The sequence below is a fragment of the Mycobacterium triplex genome (assembly GCF_000689255.1).
Taxonomy (GTDB): Bacteria; Actinomycetota; Actinomycetes; order Mycobacteriales; family Mycobacteriaceae; genus Mycobacterium; species Mycobacterium triplex.
Genome location: NZ_HG964446.1, coordinates 381,160 through 395,316, shown reverse-complemented (window position 1 = coordinate 395,316; position 14,157 = coordinate 381,160). Strand labels below are relative to the sequence as shown.

Here is a 14,157-nt window from a genome sequence, read left to right as displayed (position 1 = left end):
GGGCGCCCGGGCGGCCGGCGTTGGGGGAAACGCGTTGTCGACGTAGCCGGAAAGCTTAAGATGCACGCAGGTCCGCGACCGGCACAATGCGGTGGCGGAGCAAGGCCGATGAATGGAGCGTCTGGCGGTGCACCGTATCTTCCTGATCACGGTGGCGTTGACGCTAGCCATGGTCGGCGCGCCTCCCGCCGTCGCGGTATCCCCACCTTTGATCGACCCGGGGGCGGTTCCGCCCGACGTGACGGGCCCCGATCAGCCCCTCGAACAGAAGCGCGTCTGTAAGGCGCCGCTATCGCTGCCGGGCACCAATTTCCACGATCCGCCGTGGCCCAACACCTACCTCGGCATCACCCAGGCCCAGAAGTTCGCGACCGGTGCGGGCGTCACGGTGGCGGTGATCGACACCGGCGTGGACGCCTCGCCGCGCGTCCCGGCCGACCCGGGAGGCGACTTCGTCGTCAAGGACGGCGACGGGCTGTCCGACTGCGATTCGCACGGGACGCTCACCGCATCGATCATCGCCGGGCGCCCCTCCCTGGACGACGGATTCGTCGGCGTCGCTCCCGACGCGCGGTTGGTTTCGGTGCGCCAGACGTCGGAGGCCTTCGAGCCGAAGGATTCTCAACCCGATTCGGGTGACCCGAACGCCACGCCGGCGGCGGGCTCGGTCCGCAGCCTGGCCCGCGCGGTGGTGCACGCCGCGAACCTGGGTGCCGGCGTGATCAACATCAGCGAGGCCGCCTGCTTCAAGGCCAAAAAGCAGGTCGACGAGACAACCCTGGGCGGCGCGCTCAACTACGCGGTCAACGTCAAGGGCGCCGTCGTCGTCGTGGCGGCCGGTAACGTCGGCGGGGACTGCCAACAGAATCCGCCGCCCGATCCGTCCATTCCCGCCGATCCCCGGGGCTGGCAGGGGGTTCAGACGATCGTCACACCGGCGTGGTACGCACCGCTGGTGCTGACCGTCGGAGGCGTCGGGCAAAACGGGGCGCCGAGCGAATTCTCGATGCACGGACCATGGGTGAGCGTGGCGGCCGCCGCCGACAACATCATTGCTCTCGGTCCCGGTGGCGATCCGGTGGACGCGTTGCCGGGCAAAGAGGGTCCGGTGCCGATCGCCGGGACTTCGTTTGCGGCGGCGTACGTGTCCGGTCTGGCGGCGCTGCTGCGACAGAAATTCCCCGACCTGACGCCGGCTCAGATCATGCGCCGGATCACCGCGACCGCACGTCATCCCGGAGGCGGCGTCGACGATGCGGTCGGTGCGGGCATCGTCGACGCGGTCGCGGCGCTCACCTGGGATCTCCCGCCCGCCGCGCCGGCGCCGGCGGATCCGGTCAAAGCGATTCAAGCCCCGGTGCCGGTACCGGGCCCCGATCACGGGCCGATCGATGCTGTCACGATGGGGGTCATGGGTTTGATCGTCGCGCTGGGTTTGGCCGCACTCGTCGGGCGCGCCCTGAAACGGCCCTGACGACGCCCCATGCGATCTCTACGACTCCGGTTCAGCACCGTTCACGCGATGTGGGCGGCGGCGCTGGCCCCGCTGTGCATCCTGCTGTTCATGGGCACGCGCTACCAGTGGGCAGGCCCGACGCTGGTGGCGATCGGCGCGCTGGTGGCGACGGTGACGTTCCGCGGCCGGCGGCTCACCGGCTGGGTGGCGGCGATGCTCGCCTGGCTGGTGCGGCATCGCAGGTCTCCCGAACTCCCGTCGGAGCCCGACGTCGGTGCCACCGTCCTGCCCGGCGATCACGTGGCGGTGCGCTGGCAAGGCGAGCATTTGGTCGCGGTCATCGAGCTCATTCCGCGGCCGTTCACGCCGACGGTCGTCGTTGACGGGAAGGCCAACACCGACGACGTGGTCGACACTCGGCTGCTCGAGCAATTGCTTGCGGTGCACTGCCCCGACTTGGAGGCCGACGTCGTATCGGCGGGCTTCCGGGTCGGCAAGACGGCATCGGCGGAGGTGCTGAGCTTGTACCAGCAAGTGATTGGGCGCGACCCGGCCCCCGCGTACCGACGGACCTGGATCGTGATGCGTGCCGACCCGCAGCGCGCTCAGGCATCGGCGCGGCGCCGCGATGAGGGCGTCGCGGGGATCGCTCGCTACCTGGTTGCGTCGACCACGCGGATCGCCGATCGGCTGGCCAGCCACGGTGTCGATACCGAATGTGCCCGCAGTTTCGACGATTTCGACCAGGCCACCGAGATCAGCTTCGTGCGCGAGAAGTGGTCGAAGATCAAGGGGCAGGACAACTTCACCGCCGCCTACATCGCGCCGGGCGGCCCGGATGTGTGGTGGTCGGCGCCGGCCGATCACACCATCACCAGGGTCCGCATCACCCCCGGGAGCGCGCCACGGTCCACGGTCCTGTTGACCACCGCGACGAAGCCGAAAAGGCCGCGCGGGTTTTCGCGGGTGTCCGGTGGGCAGCGCGCCGCACTGCAGGGCCAGACGGTCGTCTCCGGCCGCCACTGGCAGCTGCCGATCGGCTCAGCGGGTGTGCTCGTCGGTGAAACGGCGAGCAAGTATCCGGTCTACATGCCGTTCGACGATGTCGACGCGAGCATCAACCTGGGTGACGCCCGCGCCTTCATGCAATTCGCCGTCCGGGCGGCGGCCGCGGGCGGAACCGTGACTCTCGCAGCGCATTTCCAGGAATTCGCCGACCTGATCGGCGCCAAGGTCGGCCCGGAGTCGAAGGTGGCGTGGCCGCACGCGACAACCTATCTGGGCCGGCATTCCGGCGTGGACCGGGTAATCCTGCGCAACAACGTGATCAGCACGCCACGGCATCGCCAATTGCCGATCCAGCCGGTTTCCCAGCCCGACGAGAGCCGCTATCTGACCGCGCTGCCGGGCCGGCGGGACGGCGCCTGACGGCCTGGTCGCGAACGCTCGGGTTGCCAAGATGAACAAGGATTTAACTGTCGTCAGTGCAGCGCGAGCCGCCTTACACTGAGAGTCTGTGTGGCCGAAGCACTGGCCCAGGCAGGCTTGCTATCCCCGACGCAAAGGATGATCTGACGTGCAACCACTAGAGCACCCGCAGGCCACTGCGGTCATGGACGAGTTCAAGAAGTTCAGCGACGTCCTCGAGGGCGCCTTGAAGCGGCAGGGCTCCGGCTCCTTCACCGCCAAGGACGAGACGGAGACGGTCGAGGTGGTCATCAACGGTGACATGTGTGTGACGGCGGTCAACATCGAGGACGGCCTGCTGCGCCTGGGTGCGGAAACGGTGCAGGACCGCATCAACGAGGCACTGATGAAGGCGACCGCCGAAGCGTCGGCGAGCATCGAGGCCAGTCAGGTCGATACCTTCGAAAAGCTGTCCGAAATCGTCGACTCGCTGCAGAAGATCACCGGCGAGGAGTAGGCGAGACGACTTTCACGCTGCCGCTGGCTACCGGTTAGGGGATACGGTCAAGGCCGTGCAGCTGTTCGTCGTTGGGCCACCGAGGTCGGGGTTGACCATCGTCACCCAGTTCCTCAACCACCACGAAGACATCAAAATCTTCGACGAGATCGATCTGATCGAAATCGACCGGTCCGGGGGGCCGGTCGTGGGCACGTTGGCGGCCTTCCTGCTCGAGCGCGAGGTCTACGACATCTACCGGCGCATCGCGCGGGAAACGGCGGAGCCGGCCGCGGCGCTGCGGGCGGTCATGAGCGATATCGCCCAGCCCTGCGCGATCTGGGGCGAGAAGAACCCGAGATATGCGACGCGGCTGGGAAGCCTGCGCCGCTGCTTTCCCGAGGCGGTCGTTCTGTTTGTGCTGCGGGATCCGCGTGAGGTGGTGAATTCCTGTGTACTGCACCGGGATTCGGATCTACGGACCGATTTGGACTTCTGGATCAAGGACACGGTGACCGAGGCCCTCGCGCTGGTGGAGAGTTGCCTGGAGCCGCTGAACACCGACGACGCCGAGCTGGTCGTGCTGCGGTACGAAGCCTTCACGGCCCGGCCGGCCGACACGCTCGACGACGCCTTGCGGCGGTGGGGCCTCCGTTTTTCCGACGACGCCGTCGCATTGGCCCACCGCGCTCCGGAGACGGTCGGCGACAACCAGTTCTACCGTCACGGCGCGCCGCTGCCGTGGAAGGCGGGCAACCTTGCGCCCCTGTGCCGGGCGATGCCGGCGCGGGCCCGCATCGACGCCGATGATCCGGCTTGGTCCCGGGTCGACGCTCTGGCACGCCGCTTCGGTTACAACTGAACAGGTTCTCCAAATGGCGCTACGCGATCTCCTGCAGGCCGAACGACCCGCGTTCTGTTTCGTCACCAATGTCGGCGATGCCGTGCTGACGCTGCCCACGCTGCGCGCTCTGGGCGAAATGTTCAGTGCCCCAATCACCGTCATCTGTCCCAAGGTCGCTTTCGACCTGTGCTTCCGGGAGGTCAGCCCGCGCCTTGTCGACGTCACGGGGCTGCCGCTGACGGGACCGCCGCCACTGCCGGGTGGACCGGATCGGCCGCCGGATTACGACGCACTGGTGGCCGAGATCGGTCCGGTCGATGTCTTCATCGACACCCTGCCCTGGAGCTCGCTGTCCAGCATTGTCATTCATCCGCTCCTGCAACGCCTGGCGCCGACGACGAGCATCGGCTTCACCGACGCCGGCCACGACATCGTGGTCCCCAAGGATGACTGCCACTCCGCGGACGTGACATTCCGGCTGGCCCAGCTCTTCGATCCGTCGCTGCGAATCGAAAGCTACGCGCAGCCATTGCCGATACCCGCGGCCGTGCAGGACGAAGCCCGGTCGATCCGTGCCGCGGTGCGGCCGGGGGCCAAAGTTCTCGTCGTGCACGCGGACAGCAATTGGACGGAAAAGTGTTGGCCCGTCACCAGATTCATCGATCTGTTGGACCGATTCTTGTCGCGCCACTCCGACTTCGTGGCCTGGGTGGTCGGGATGGGATACGAGGAACTCAACGTCGGGCGCCACGGCGACCGCGTGTTTGCGCACCTCGGACTGCCACTGGACCTCACCATGGGGTTGGTCGCCACCGCGGACCTCTTCGTCGGGATCGATTCCAGCATGCTGCACGCCGCCGATCTGGCGCGAGTGCCCGGTGTGGGGCTTTTCGGCCCAACCCGCGCCGAGACATGGGGGTTCAGGTTCGCGCCACACCGCCACCTCGATATGAGCACGATGCCGGACATCACCGTCGAAGCGGTGCTCGATGCGATCGAAGAGCTCGTCGACGGTTCCACGAGGTGACGACGTTGTGCTGCGACACGATGACGGGTGTGTCTAAGCTCTCGCTGGAGGTGCGTCGGGTTTGAGCGAGATCACGGTTCTGCAGGGCGGACGCGCGTCAAGCCTCGACCCGGACGTGCTCACTGAGCTGTTGCGCGCACGCACCCCCGCGGTGTATTTCTCCACCTTGATCGGGGACGCCATCCTGACGCTGCCCACGCTGCGCGCGCTGGCCGAGATGTTCAGCGCCCCAATCACCTTGATCTGCCCCAAAATCGCCTTCGACCTCTGCTTCCATGCGGTCAGCCCGCGCATGATCGACATCACCGGCATCGCCCCGGGAGGACCGCCGATAGGCCGGGAGGCAAGTCGGACCCTCGACTACGACGCCCTGGTGTCCGGAATCGGTGCCGTCGACGTCTTCATCAACGCCGTCCCGTGGGACATCCCGTCGAACATGTTCATCCGGCTCCTGTGGCGACGGCTGGCTCCCACCGTGAGTATCGGTTTCCCGACCGACGACGACTACGACATCATCGTGCCGCGAGATTTGCCGCACTCGGCCGACCTCACGTTCAAGTTGGCCCGGCTGTTCGATCCGTCGCTGCGGCTCGAAAGCTACGCCCAGCCGGTGCCGCTCGCGCAATCCGTGCAGGAGCAAGCCCGGTCCATGCGCGCCGCCGTACCCGCCGGCGTCAAGGTGCTGGTACTCCACGCCGATGCCGGCTGGACAGACAAACGTTGGCCTGCAACCAGGTTCATCGACGTGCTGGACCGCTTCTTGTCGCGTCACCGCGACTTCGTGGCCTGGGTGGTCGGGATGGGCGACGAGGAACTCAACGTCGGGCGTGAACGCGATCGCGTCTTTCCCTATCTCGGGCTGCCGCTCGACCTGGCCGTGGGCCTGGTCGCGAACGCGGACCTTTTCTTGGGCGTCGACTCGGCCATGCTGCACGCCGCCGATCTGGCGCGGGTGCCCGGCGTCGGCCTCTTCGGTCCGACCCGCCCGCAGCTTTGGGGGTTTCGATTCGCGCCGCACCGCCACGTCGACAGGAGCTCGATGGCGGACATCACCGTGGAAGAGGTGCTTGATGCCATGGAAGAGCTTGTCGCAGAACATGTCTGAGGGCATCGAAGACCGGCCGAGTACGGACTTGTTGTCAGCCGTGCGCCAGTTCCGTGACATCGCCATGCGGTGGCATACCGAAGCGCCCGACGACGCGGCGGTTCGCGACAGCATCGCGGCGAAGACGCTACACCTGCACGCGCTGAACTTCGCACTGTGGCATCACGAAGACGCCGTTCGCCGGCCGGGCGCCGACGATCCCGAGGTGGCGCGCCGGAAACGTTGCATCGACGACGTCAACGCCCGCCGCAACGGGGCCATCGAAGACATCGACGCGAGCCTGCTCGATTGCATCGATCTGAATCCCAACGCGCCGCTGCACACCGAAACCCCCGGCACCATCGTCGACCGGCTCTCGGTTCTTGCGCTGCGGATCGCGCATACCAACAATGGCGACCAGCCCGATGCGCGCCGGCCCGTGCTCGACGAGCAGTACGAAGATCTGTTCGGCGGGCTCGAGCAACTTCTCGCGCGCATGCAGGCCGGTGGGGCCAGGTTCAAGCTGTACCGGCAATTCAAGTCGTCGGCGCAACGAAGTTACTGCGACCTGTTCGAGGACCGCGGCGCCTGAGGAGTCAATACGCCGCGGCTTGCCACCATTGGGTCCAGTCGAGGTAGGGGTCCTTGTGTTCCTCGTACTGAAGATGAAGTGCCAGCGAAGGTATGGGTGTAAAGAGGGTAATCTGTTCGCGCCAGATCCGGTTGATCGTCGACGCTTCGAAGATGTGGTGCTGCCGGCCATAGGGCGTGCTCGAATAACGGGCCAGCAGCTCGAATAGCTCCCAGTTGCGCCTCAGCGTCTCGATCTCGACCCAGCAGGTGTTGGTGGTGTGCGTGTTGGTGCGCCAGTGCCGCCGGGTGCCGTAAACGACGCGGCAGTCCTCCCGGCTGAATATCGGGCTCCAATAATTCTTCGGATCGTCGTAGGGGTGCAGCGCGACTTCGCGTCCGCCCAGCTTCTCCCGTAGCAGCACATGCGTGTCGAGCATTTCCTGGATCGCGGAGGGGACGTGGAGGTAGTCGTCCTCGACCAGATAGACGAGGTCGCGACCGTCGTCGCGCGCCCTGGAAAACGAGGCAAGACAGGATGCGTTGTACCCGCGGTCATCGAGCGCGATGAATTCGACCGGGTGGCTGCAGGTTTCGAGTATCCGATGCAGCGTGGGCAGGACTTCGGGCGACGAGTGATCATCGAAGACCCGCAAGACGATGTCGCCCTCGGCGAGATTGAGCGACGTGACAAGGGATTGGGTACAGCGGAGCAGGATCTCAGACTTCGGTGCGTCGACGTAGCGGTGGGCGCCGTGCACGCTGATGTCGGAATGCGTCTGAAGATGAACGTCCAGCTTCATGTCGCCGACCGCAGCAACATCGTGCGAAAGACCGCGGACCAATCGGAATCCGAGCCGCGCAGACCCGGGGTTATGTCCATGAGCAGCAACCGATCACGGTTCGCGGGTGTGGTGAGCTGGTGGCGGCCGGGTGCCGACACCACATAGAGCGGCGCATCGAAGCGCTGGGTAACCGCGGCGGCGAGACGGTCGATCGCCTCGTCGGTGAAGGTGTACGGAATCGGAGCCACGGCCTGAACTTCGTCGGCGAGATTGTCCTGAGTGTTGGCGACAAAGAATATCCGGCGGGTGAACCCGGTTACGCCTCGCAGCGTCCGCGAGGTGTGCGCGAACTTGGCCAAGAAGGAATCGGGGGAAGATACAACGGTTCTCGGCTCATGCCAGAAATAACAATCCCCCATGGCCGGCCAGCGCGGCGGCGATCCGGGTAAGCATTCCAACTCGCCGATGTGCTCCGGATAGTACCGATCGCCGGCGATCATTCTCGCGGCGGACAGCGGAGGGCAAACCAGCCAGTCGAACGGCGTCCGTTTGAGGACGGCCGCAGATCCGAGGATATGGGCAACCAGCGCTCGGTGCACTTGCAGTTGGATTGCTCCTTGGCATGACATCCCGAGGCTGACCAGAGCGACGTCCGCACACAACAACGCCATTGCGTCACCCCCCGCCTGGCGGGGCGGTGGCGCGGGTCAAGACCGTGCTGCCCAGTGCGCGATAGCCGGGCCCGGCGAATCGCTCGGCCGCCCGCCGGATCGTGTCCGACACCGGCCGGTATTCGGCAGCGCCTCCGGTGAAGGGCCGGGGGGTGGGGTCCTTCGAATAGAACCGGGATTGCTCGGCCATACGGTCGATCGCTGCCGGGGTTGTCTCGAGGCCGAAATGCGGTGCCGCGCGCGTCCATACGGCCTCGGGCAGCTCGGCATGGTCGAGGACAAGCCGCCCGGCCGGATCATCTGCTGCCGCCTCGAGCATCGCCCCCAGCGCACGGGATGTGAACTCGGCTCGCCCCATCGTGGGCACCGACGTCCGATCGATCCCGAAAAGTTGCGCGGCCCTACCGAGAGCCGCCTGGTTCCCGAGCCAGCCCGGCGGTTCGGCGAGCAGCGAGGCCAGCACGCGAACCGGATCGCGCTGGACCCAGATCCACGGAATTTCGGGAAACGCCGCGGCGAGTACCCGCCGACGCAGAATGTTCCAGCTGGTGCATTTGAGCACCAGCCGCCGTTCGTCGCCGTGCCGGCATCGACCAAGCGCGCGCACCAACAGCCGTACCGCCTTGACCAAGAAGGCTTGCTCGACGTGCGCGGGATCGAGCCCGAGCAGGGAGTTCAGCGGCGCCGGCTCGGCGAGCACGACGACGCCCGGCAGTGTTGCCAGCAGCCGCGACAGCAGCGTCGATCCACACCGCGAGACGTGAAAGATCATGCCCGCCGGCTCGAGTGACGGCGCGCTGTCGACGGCCTCGAGTTCGTCGAGCCCGGTGCGTACCAGCGGCCGGGCATTCGGGCCGGATTCCCAGCGGGCGACGGTCTGGTCGAAGAAGGGCTCGGTGAACCGCACCGCCGACAGATCGGCCCACCACAGCGCCGGGGCCGGACCGGAGAGGTCCCAGCGGATCGGTGTCCAGCCGGCGAGGTCCATCGAATTCAGCGGGGTTCGCCCGGACGCGTTGCCAGGGTCGGAATCGGCCAGCCGCAGATCTCCTCCTCGACCCGCGTGAAAGGCCGCAATCGCATGCGGGTTTCATGCTCCCGCGCCGGCGAGCCGTCGGGGAGCTTGCCCCGAAAGTAGTCCTTCTGCCAACCCGCCTGGCGCGCGAACGACCCCGGATGCTGCAGGTCCGTATTGAACGCGCGGCGATTCTGCCACCAGGTGTGATAGGCCGTGCGCAACTCGTCGGGTGCCGCCGCGATCGACACCATTTTCGGCACGAATTCGTCGAGCTCGCCCCGTCGTTGCGGTACCACCATGCCGACCGGCTCTCCCTCGTCGAAGGTGGCCCATACCCGCGGCCGGGTGAACTTCCAGTTGAGGGTGAAAGTCGAAGGGGACCAGTCAGTTTCGACGATGCCTTCCAGCGCCGCGATGCCGTGCTTTGGGTCGTTGACCGGTCCGCGTACCAGCAGATTGAAACCGGGCGGGGTGCGGAAAAGAAACGGCAGACCCCAGGTGATTATCCCGTGCCCGAAGTGACTTGTCGGCCGAAACGTCGACGCACCGTTGCCGTATTCGAACTCGATGGAATCCGGCGACGTCCCGCCATTCCACCGCGCGCGCACCCGCGTGGTGTTCACGACCAGCCAACCAGCCTGGTTGGCCATCAGCAGGGGCAGGCAACGATTGGCGAATCGTTCGCGCGTCGAGTCCATCCAGCCGCGGCCCCGCGGTGCCGGCACCAACTCGACAGCGTGCCCGGTGTGCAACTCGTAGGCAATGAGGTCGCGATCGGGCTCGCTGCCGCCGGACAGCTGTGCTGACATCAGATTCCGCTTCCTAGTCCGTGATCGATTCGGGTGTCCCACCGGTGAGCTGCCGGCTGCACCGCCCGTGAATATCGACCGGGACCTCGCCGATCAAGGCGACGCGGTGCATGAGGCGATGCTGGTCGTCGTAGTCGTCGACCGCGCGGTGTTGGGTAGCGCAGTTGTCCCATATCGCCACGTCGCCCGGCTCCCAGTCCCAGCGGATCGTGTTCTCCGGCAACGTGATCCGGTGTTGCAACAGTTCGAACAACACCTGCGATTCGTAATGTTCCAGACCGACGAATCCGCGCGCCCATCCCCCGAGCAGCAGCGTGCGCTCGCCGGTCTCCGGGTGCACCCGGACCACCGGATGTTCGGCCCGCAACGTGGACTCTTCTTCGTGTGCGGCCCGTAGCTGGTTGCCGAGCATGTTGGTGTCTTGCAGCGAGCGGTACGGGGTGGGGCTGCCCCCGGGGGTCAGGATGGCGCCCACACCCTCGAGGTATCCGAGCTGGTCGTAGCGATTGCTGCTGTGCATGGCCCAGAGATTTTCGGTGAGGTGTCGCAGCGGCGTCGGCAACGACGCGTATGCCGCGGCGGTGGATGCCCACAGTGTCGATCCGCCGTAGGCAGGCAACGTCACCGCGCGCAGTATCGAGGCCTTCGGGATGGTGAGGGCGAACGTGTGATCCGTGTGCCAGCGCGTCGCCTTGCCCCGCCGGGAGTCGACCCGCGATACCCCCGGCGGGCCGGCGGCGATCGCGTTGGGGCCAAACACCCGGATGGGCGCGCCGAGGCGCTTGGCGAAGGCGAACTGCCCCTCGTCGTCGAGGTGGTGCTGACCCCGGAAAAAGATCACCCCGTGCCGCAGCAGCGCGGCGTGTAGCAGCTCTACCACACCCGATTCGAGATCGCCGTCGAGTCGCACCCCATCGACGCGCGCGCCAATGTGCGTGCCCAATTTGGTGACGGTGAGCGCGATTTCGGCCGGCCTTACCATCGCGGTGGTCCCTCCTGGCGAACCGTGCGGGTACTGCATTGACCCACATCGGCGTGGCGATGGGAAATATACCGATCCATAACTCTTCTGGTGGCGTATCACGCTTCGAAGACAACGCGGCCACCGCCCGCGGTCACTTCGGAATCGGCCAAGTAGCCCAATGTTAGTGTCATGCAATGGGTTTGTACTGGATCACGAACCGGGCCGAAAAGGAGGTGAAAAATTACCATTCTGAATTGGAGTGGCGCCGCAATTTCGTGAACGAACTCAAAACCCGCGGCGTCGACGTCGTTATTGATGTCGGAGCCAATTCAGGACAGTACGCCAGGCGCCTTCGCGAGGCGGATTTCGACGGCCGCGTCGTTTCGTTCGAGCCCCTCTCCGGGCCATACTCCCGGCTGCACCGCGTTGCCTCGAAGCTCCCACTGTGGGATTGCCGGCAGTGCGCGCTCGGCGATTTCGACGGAGCGACCACGATGAATGTCGCAGGCAACGCCGGCGAGAGCAGCTCCATCCTGCCGATGCTGCAGCTACACCGGGACATATTTCCCACGGCGAACTACATCGGCACCGAAGAAGTGACGGTGTCGCGGCTGGATTCCGTCGCGTCCGAGGTCCTGGTGCCCGACGAGGTCGCCTTTCTCAAGATCGATGTTCAGGGGTTTGAGAAGCAAGTGATCGAGGGTGGCCGGGCGACGATTATCGGCCGATGTGTCGGCATCGAACTCGAGCTGTCCTTCGAGCCTTTGTATGAGGGGGGAATGCTCATTGACGAAGCATTCGCGCTCCTGGACTCGTTGGGTTTCGCACTGAAGGGGTTGGTGCCCGGTTTCATGGATCCGCGTGCCGGTCGAATGCTGCAGGCCGATGGTGTGTTTTTCCGCGTCGACGACCGAGCGCTCATAGAAATGGACTGCGGGTAAATGACAGCGGACCCGGTAGTTTAACGGCCGATGTCTGTGAGCTGAATAGGATCGCGATCGGACCGGCCCGTCATCCCGTCTCGAAAAATCGGTCCGCGAAACCGCAAGGGCCGTAATGATCACGGGCAAAATCGGTGCACGTCGGTGCTGTTAGGTGCATTACGATTGCATTCGGTCGTGGTCGGAGTCCCGCTGCACCGTCCGCATGCCCTCGCGAGACGAAAGAGGTGGTCGGTGATGACACCGCATCGTGCTGCTTGGCGAGACGGCGGTGTACCTCGGGGCATCGTCGGGCGTCGACCAAGCGGTCCTGCGGCGCAACACAATTGGCATCCCGCGGCGTTGCAAGTCGCCGATTCGGCCGGCGTCACGAGGGAAATGAACTACCGAGCACGGTGGCTTGGGCACGAGGAGAATGAGTCGATATGACACAGGCGGTAAACGTCGAATACCAAGAACTCATGGCGCGAGCCGACGAACTCGAGGCGCCGCTGCCGAAGATGCCGATGGGCAACCCACAGGCACCGTGCAACCTCTCATTCGTCCGTGATGCGGCCGTGCAAATCGCGATCAACGCCGACTCGTTGCGGCTGTACATCCAAGCGTGCCAGCGCGAATGGAGCGCGCTGGCGAAGTCGCTCCGGAACGCAGCGAAGGCGTATCAGGAGGCCGACGAAGGGGCCGCCGACGACCTCAACGCGATCAACACGGACGGGACGTCCGGTTCCGGCTCGTCGGCGAGGGTAGCCGCCGAGGAAAACGTCTCGCTGATGTGCGATCCGGACTACATCCCGGCGCCGCCGCCACCGCCGCCGCCGCCTCCGCCCTTCCAATACCCCTACTACGAGGTGAGGCAGGCGGCGACGGACATCGAATCTCCCGACCAGGGGCGGGCATTCAGACAATTTGCCACCGATTGGAACAGTTACCAGCTGAAATTCCAGCAACTGGCCTACCGGTTTCGGCCCTTCCTCAACTGGGAGGGCGATGCCAGGGCGTCCGTCGAGTCGAATTTCAACCAACAGAAGCAGTGGATATTCGGCATGGTGACGCAATGCACCACGCTGGCTAAACAGGCCCAAATGGTTGCTGACGCGCACAAGAAGGTCATACCTAGCGGCGGCAGCGAATGGGGCGGCAGGGAGCCCTACGGCCTGGAGGGCGAGCACCCCTCGACCTACGAAGTGAGCCAGTGCGATTACTGGTACAAGTTCTACGTCGAACACAACAGTCCATACATGTATATGGCTATCGACTGGTACAAGAAATTGCAGAAAAGGTCGGAGACGGCGTTATCGACGTACATTTCTGCCGGCGGGATTCCGCTGGCGCCGGCGAACCCGGTGGCGCCGTACAGCGCGTTTGTGATACCCAACCCGGACGACGTTCCCGACGTTCCCGACGTTCCCGACGTGCCCGTGGTGCCCACCGACCCGTCGGCCAACATGCCGATGATGCCCACCATGCCGACGCTGCCGACGGGAATGGGCGGCACTCCGCAAACCCCGCCGACCCCGGACACCCAGGCGCTGGTGGACAAGGCGATGCAGAAGACCGGCGCGGGTAAGGGTGGCGCCGGAGGAATGAAACCGGCCTCGGTCGGCGGAATGGGCGGCATGCCCAAGATGCCATTGCAAGGCGCTGCCGGAGATGGCGAAGCGTCGTCACGTCCGGCCGCCGCGGCGGCACCGGGCATGGCCACCGCCGGTCTGGGCAAGGGCCTTCCAAGCGCAGCTGGTGCGGGCGGCGGGATGGGCGGCATGCCGATGGGCGGGCACGGGGACAAAGGCGGCGGTAAAGGCAAGCGCATACCGGGAGCCGACGAGGACGCGCTCTACACCGAGGAGCGGTCGTGGACCGAGGGCGTGATCGGTAATCGTCCCCGCAAGGGCCCGGCCGAAAAACAATGACTCGAAGCCACCGCCCGACCGCAGCCGACGCCACGATTTTGGTGGCGCACGAGCGCGAATTTTGCCGCAGTTAGCCTGTCCCAACCTCGATTACGCTTATTAACCATGATGTCCGGCGTCCTGCTAGCCACTATCGCCCGCGCGACTGGCGGCACCACAGCGGCGCGTCCCACCC

14 protein-coding genes are annotated in these 14,157 nt (G+C 65.6%); 9 read left to right on the top strand and 5 right to left on the bottom strand.

Annotation, left to right across the window (positions count from 1 at the left end):
* Positions 1-127 precede the first annotated feature (127 nt).
* The 7 genes from mycP to BN973_RS01770 all read left to right on the top strand — a co-directional run bounded on the left by mycP (position 128) and on the right by BN973_RS01770 (position 6,906).
* The gene (gene mycP / locus BN973_RS01800; protein WP_036471924.1) at positions 128-1,474 is read left to right on the top strand and encodes a type VII secretion-associated serine protease mycosin; all 1,347 of its coding nucleotides are present in this window, start codon (positions 128-130) and stop codon (positions 1,472-1,474) included.
* Between the two features lie 9 nt (positions 1,475-1,483).
* On the top strand, positions 1,484-2,884 hold the full coding sequence (eccE, locus tag BN973_RS01795) for a type VII secretion protein EccE (protein ID WP_036465534.1): 1,401 nt from the start codon (positions 1,484-1,486) through the stop codon (positions 2,882-2,884).
* A 148-nt stretch (positions 2,885-3,032) separates the two neighbouring features.
* Positions 3,033-3,380: a YbaB/EbfC family nucleoid-associated protein gene (locus tag BN973_RS01790; protein WP_036465532.1), complete on the top strand. Its 348-nt coding sequence runs from the start codon at positions 3,033-3,035 to the stop codon at positions 3,378-3,380.
* A gap of 55 nt (positions 3,381-3,435) precedes the next feature.
* A complete protein-coding gene (locus BN973_RS01785) occupies positions 3,436-4,221 on the top strand; it encodes a sulfotransferase family protein (protein WP_269147631.1) in 786 nt (261 codons plus the stop codon).
* A 13-nt stretch (positions 4,222-4,234) separates the two neighbouring features.
* Positions 4,235-5,230 carry a glycosyltransferase family 9 protein gene (locus tag BN973_RS29820; RefSeq protein WP_051641073.1) on the top strand — a complete coding sequence of 332 codons (996 nt, stop codon included), beginning with the start codon at positions 4,235-4,237 and terminating at the stop codon, positions 5,228-5,230.
* 61 nt (positions 5,231-5,291) lie between these two features.
* The gene (locus BN973_RS29815; protein WP_051641072.1) at positions 5,292-6,335 is read left to right on the top strand and encodes a glycosyltransferase family 9 protein; all 1,044 of its coding nucleotides are present in this window, start codon (positions 5,292-5,294) and stop codon (positions 6,333-6,335) included.
* Positions 6,301-6,906 (top strand): DUF4254 domain-containing protein, encoded by a 606-nt coding sequence (locus BN973_RS01770; RefSeq protein WP_084163263.1) that lies wholly within the window; start codon positions 6,301-6,303, stop codon positions 6,904-6,906. Before BN973_RS29815 ends, BN973_RS01770 begins: the two co-directional genes overlap by 35 nt.
* Before the next feature lie 4 nt (positions 6,907-6,910).
* On the opposite strand, the gene BN973_RS01765 is transcribed toward BN973_RS01770, so the two are convergent.
* The 5 genes from BN973_RS01765 to BN973_RS01745 all read right to left on the bottom strand — a co-directional run bounded on the left by BN973_RS01765 (position 6,911) and on the right by BN973_RS01745 (position 11,149).
* Complete coding sequence (locus BN973_RS01765; protein WP_036465528.1) at positions 6,911-7,687, bottom strand: hypothetical protein; 777 nt, start codon at positions 7,685-7,687, stop codon at positions 6,911-6,913.
* Positions 7,684-8,028, bottom strand: a complete 345-nt coding sequence (locus tag BN973_RS01760; protein WP_139830352.1) for a hypothetical protein — start codon at positions 8,026-8,028, stop codon at positions 7,684-7,686. The genes BN973_RS01765 and BN973_RS01760 overlap by 4 nt, the downstream gene beginning before the upstream one ends.
* Before the next feature lie 316 nt (positions 8,029-8,344).
* Positions 8,345-9,328 carry a sulfotransferase family protein gene (locus BN973_RS01755; protein WP_036465525.1) on the bottom strand — a complete coding sequence of 328 codons (984 nt, stop codon included), beginning with the start codon at positions 9,326-9,328 and terminating at the stop codon, positions 8,345-8,347.
* 5 nt (positions 9,329-9,333) lie between these two features.
* Positions 9,334-10,167 carry a DUF6065 family protein gene (locus tag BN973_RS01750; RefSeq protein ID WP_051641070.1) on the bottom strand — a complete coding sequence of 278 codons (834 nt, stop codon included), beginning with the start codon at positions 10,165-10,167 and terminating at the stop codon, positions 9,334-9,336.
* Between the two features lie 13 nt (positions 10,168-10,180).
* Positions 10,181-11,149 (bottom strand): TauD/TfdA dioxygenase family protein, encoded by a 969-nt coding sequence (locus BN973_RS01745; RefSeq protein WP_036465524.1) that lies wholly within the window; start codon positions 11,147-11,149, stop codon positions 10,181-10,183.
* A gap of 176 nt (positions 11,150-11,325) precedes the next feature.
* Between BN973_RS01745 and BN973_RS01740 the strand changes: the two genes are divergently transcribed.
* Both BN973_RS01740 and espB read left to right on the top strand, forming a co-directional pair.
* Positions 11,326-12,072, top strand: coding sequence for an FkbM family methyltransferase (locus BN973_RS01740; RefSeq protein WP_051641069.1), 747 nt, complete (start codon positions 11,326-11,328; stop codon positions 12,070-12,072).
* 425 nt (positions 12,073-12,497) lie between these two features.
* Positions 12,498-13,982 carry an EspB family ESX-1 secretion system-associated protein gene (gene espB, locus BN973_RS01735; RefSeq protein ID WP_036465522.1) on the top strand — a complete coding sequence of 495 codons (1,485 nt, stop codon included), beginning with the start codon at positions 12,498-12,500 and terminating at the stop codon, positions 13,980-13,982.
* Positions 13,983-14,157: the final 175 nt, after the last annotated feature.

Coding starts and splice junctions, on each gene's coding strand:
- eccE (WP_036465534.1), top strand. CDS start 1,484: ATGCGATCTCTACGACTCCGGTTCAGCACCGTTCACGCGATGTGGGCG.
- BN973_RS29820 (WP_051641073.1), top strand. CDS start 4,235: ATGGCGCTACGCGATCTCCTGCAGGCCGAACGACCCGCGTTCTGTTTC.
- BN973_RS01770 (WP_084163263.1), top strand. CDS start 6,301: ATGCCATGGAAGAGCTTGTCGCAGAACATGTCTGAGGGCATCGAAGAC.
- BN973_RS01765 (WP_036465528.1), bottom strand. CDS start 7,687: ATGAAGCTGGACGTTCATCTTCAGACGCATTCCGACATCAGCGTGCAC.
- BN973_RS01755 (WP_036465525.1), bottom strand. CDS start 9,328: ATGGACCTCGCCGGCTGGACACCGATCCGCTGGGACCTCTCCGGTCCG.
- BN973_RS01750 (WP_051641070.1), bottom strand. CDS start 10,167: ATGTCAGCACAGCTGTCCGGCGGCAGCGAGCCCGATCGCGACCTCATT.
- BN973_RS01745 (WP_036465524.1), bottom strand. CDS start 11,149: ATGGTAAGGCCGGCCGAAATCGCGCTCACCGTCACCAAATTGGGCACG.
- BN973_RS01740 (WP_051641069.1), top strand. CDS start 11,326: ATGGGTTTGTACTGGATCACGAACCGGGCCGAAAAGGAGGTGAAAAAT.
- espB (WP_036465522.1), top strand. CDS start 12,498: ATGACACAGGCGGTAAACGTCGAATACCAAGAACTCATGGCGCGAGCC.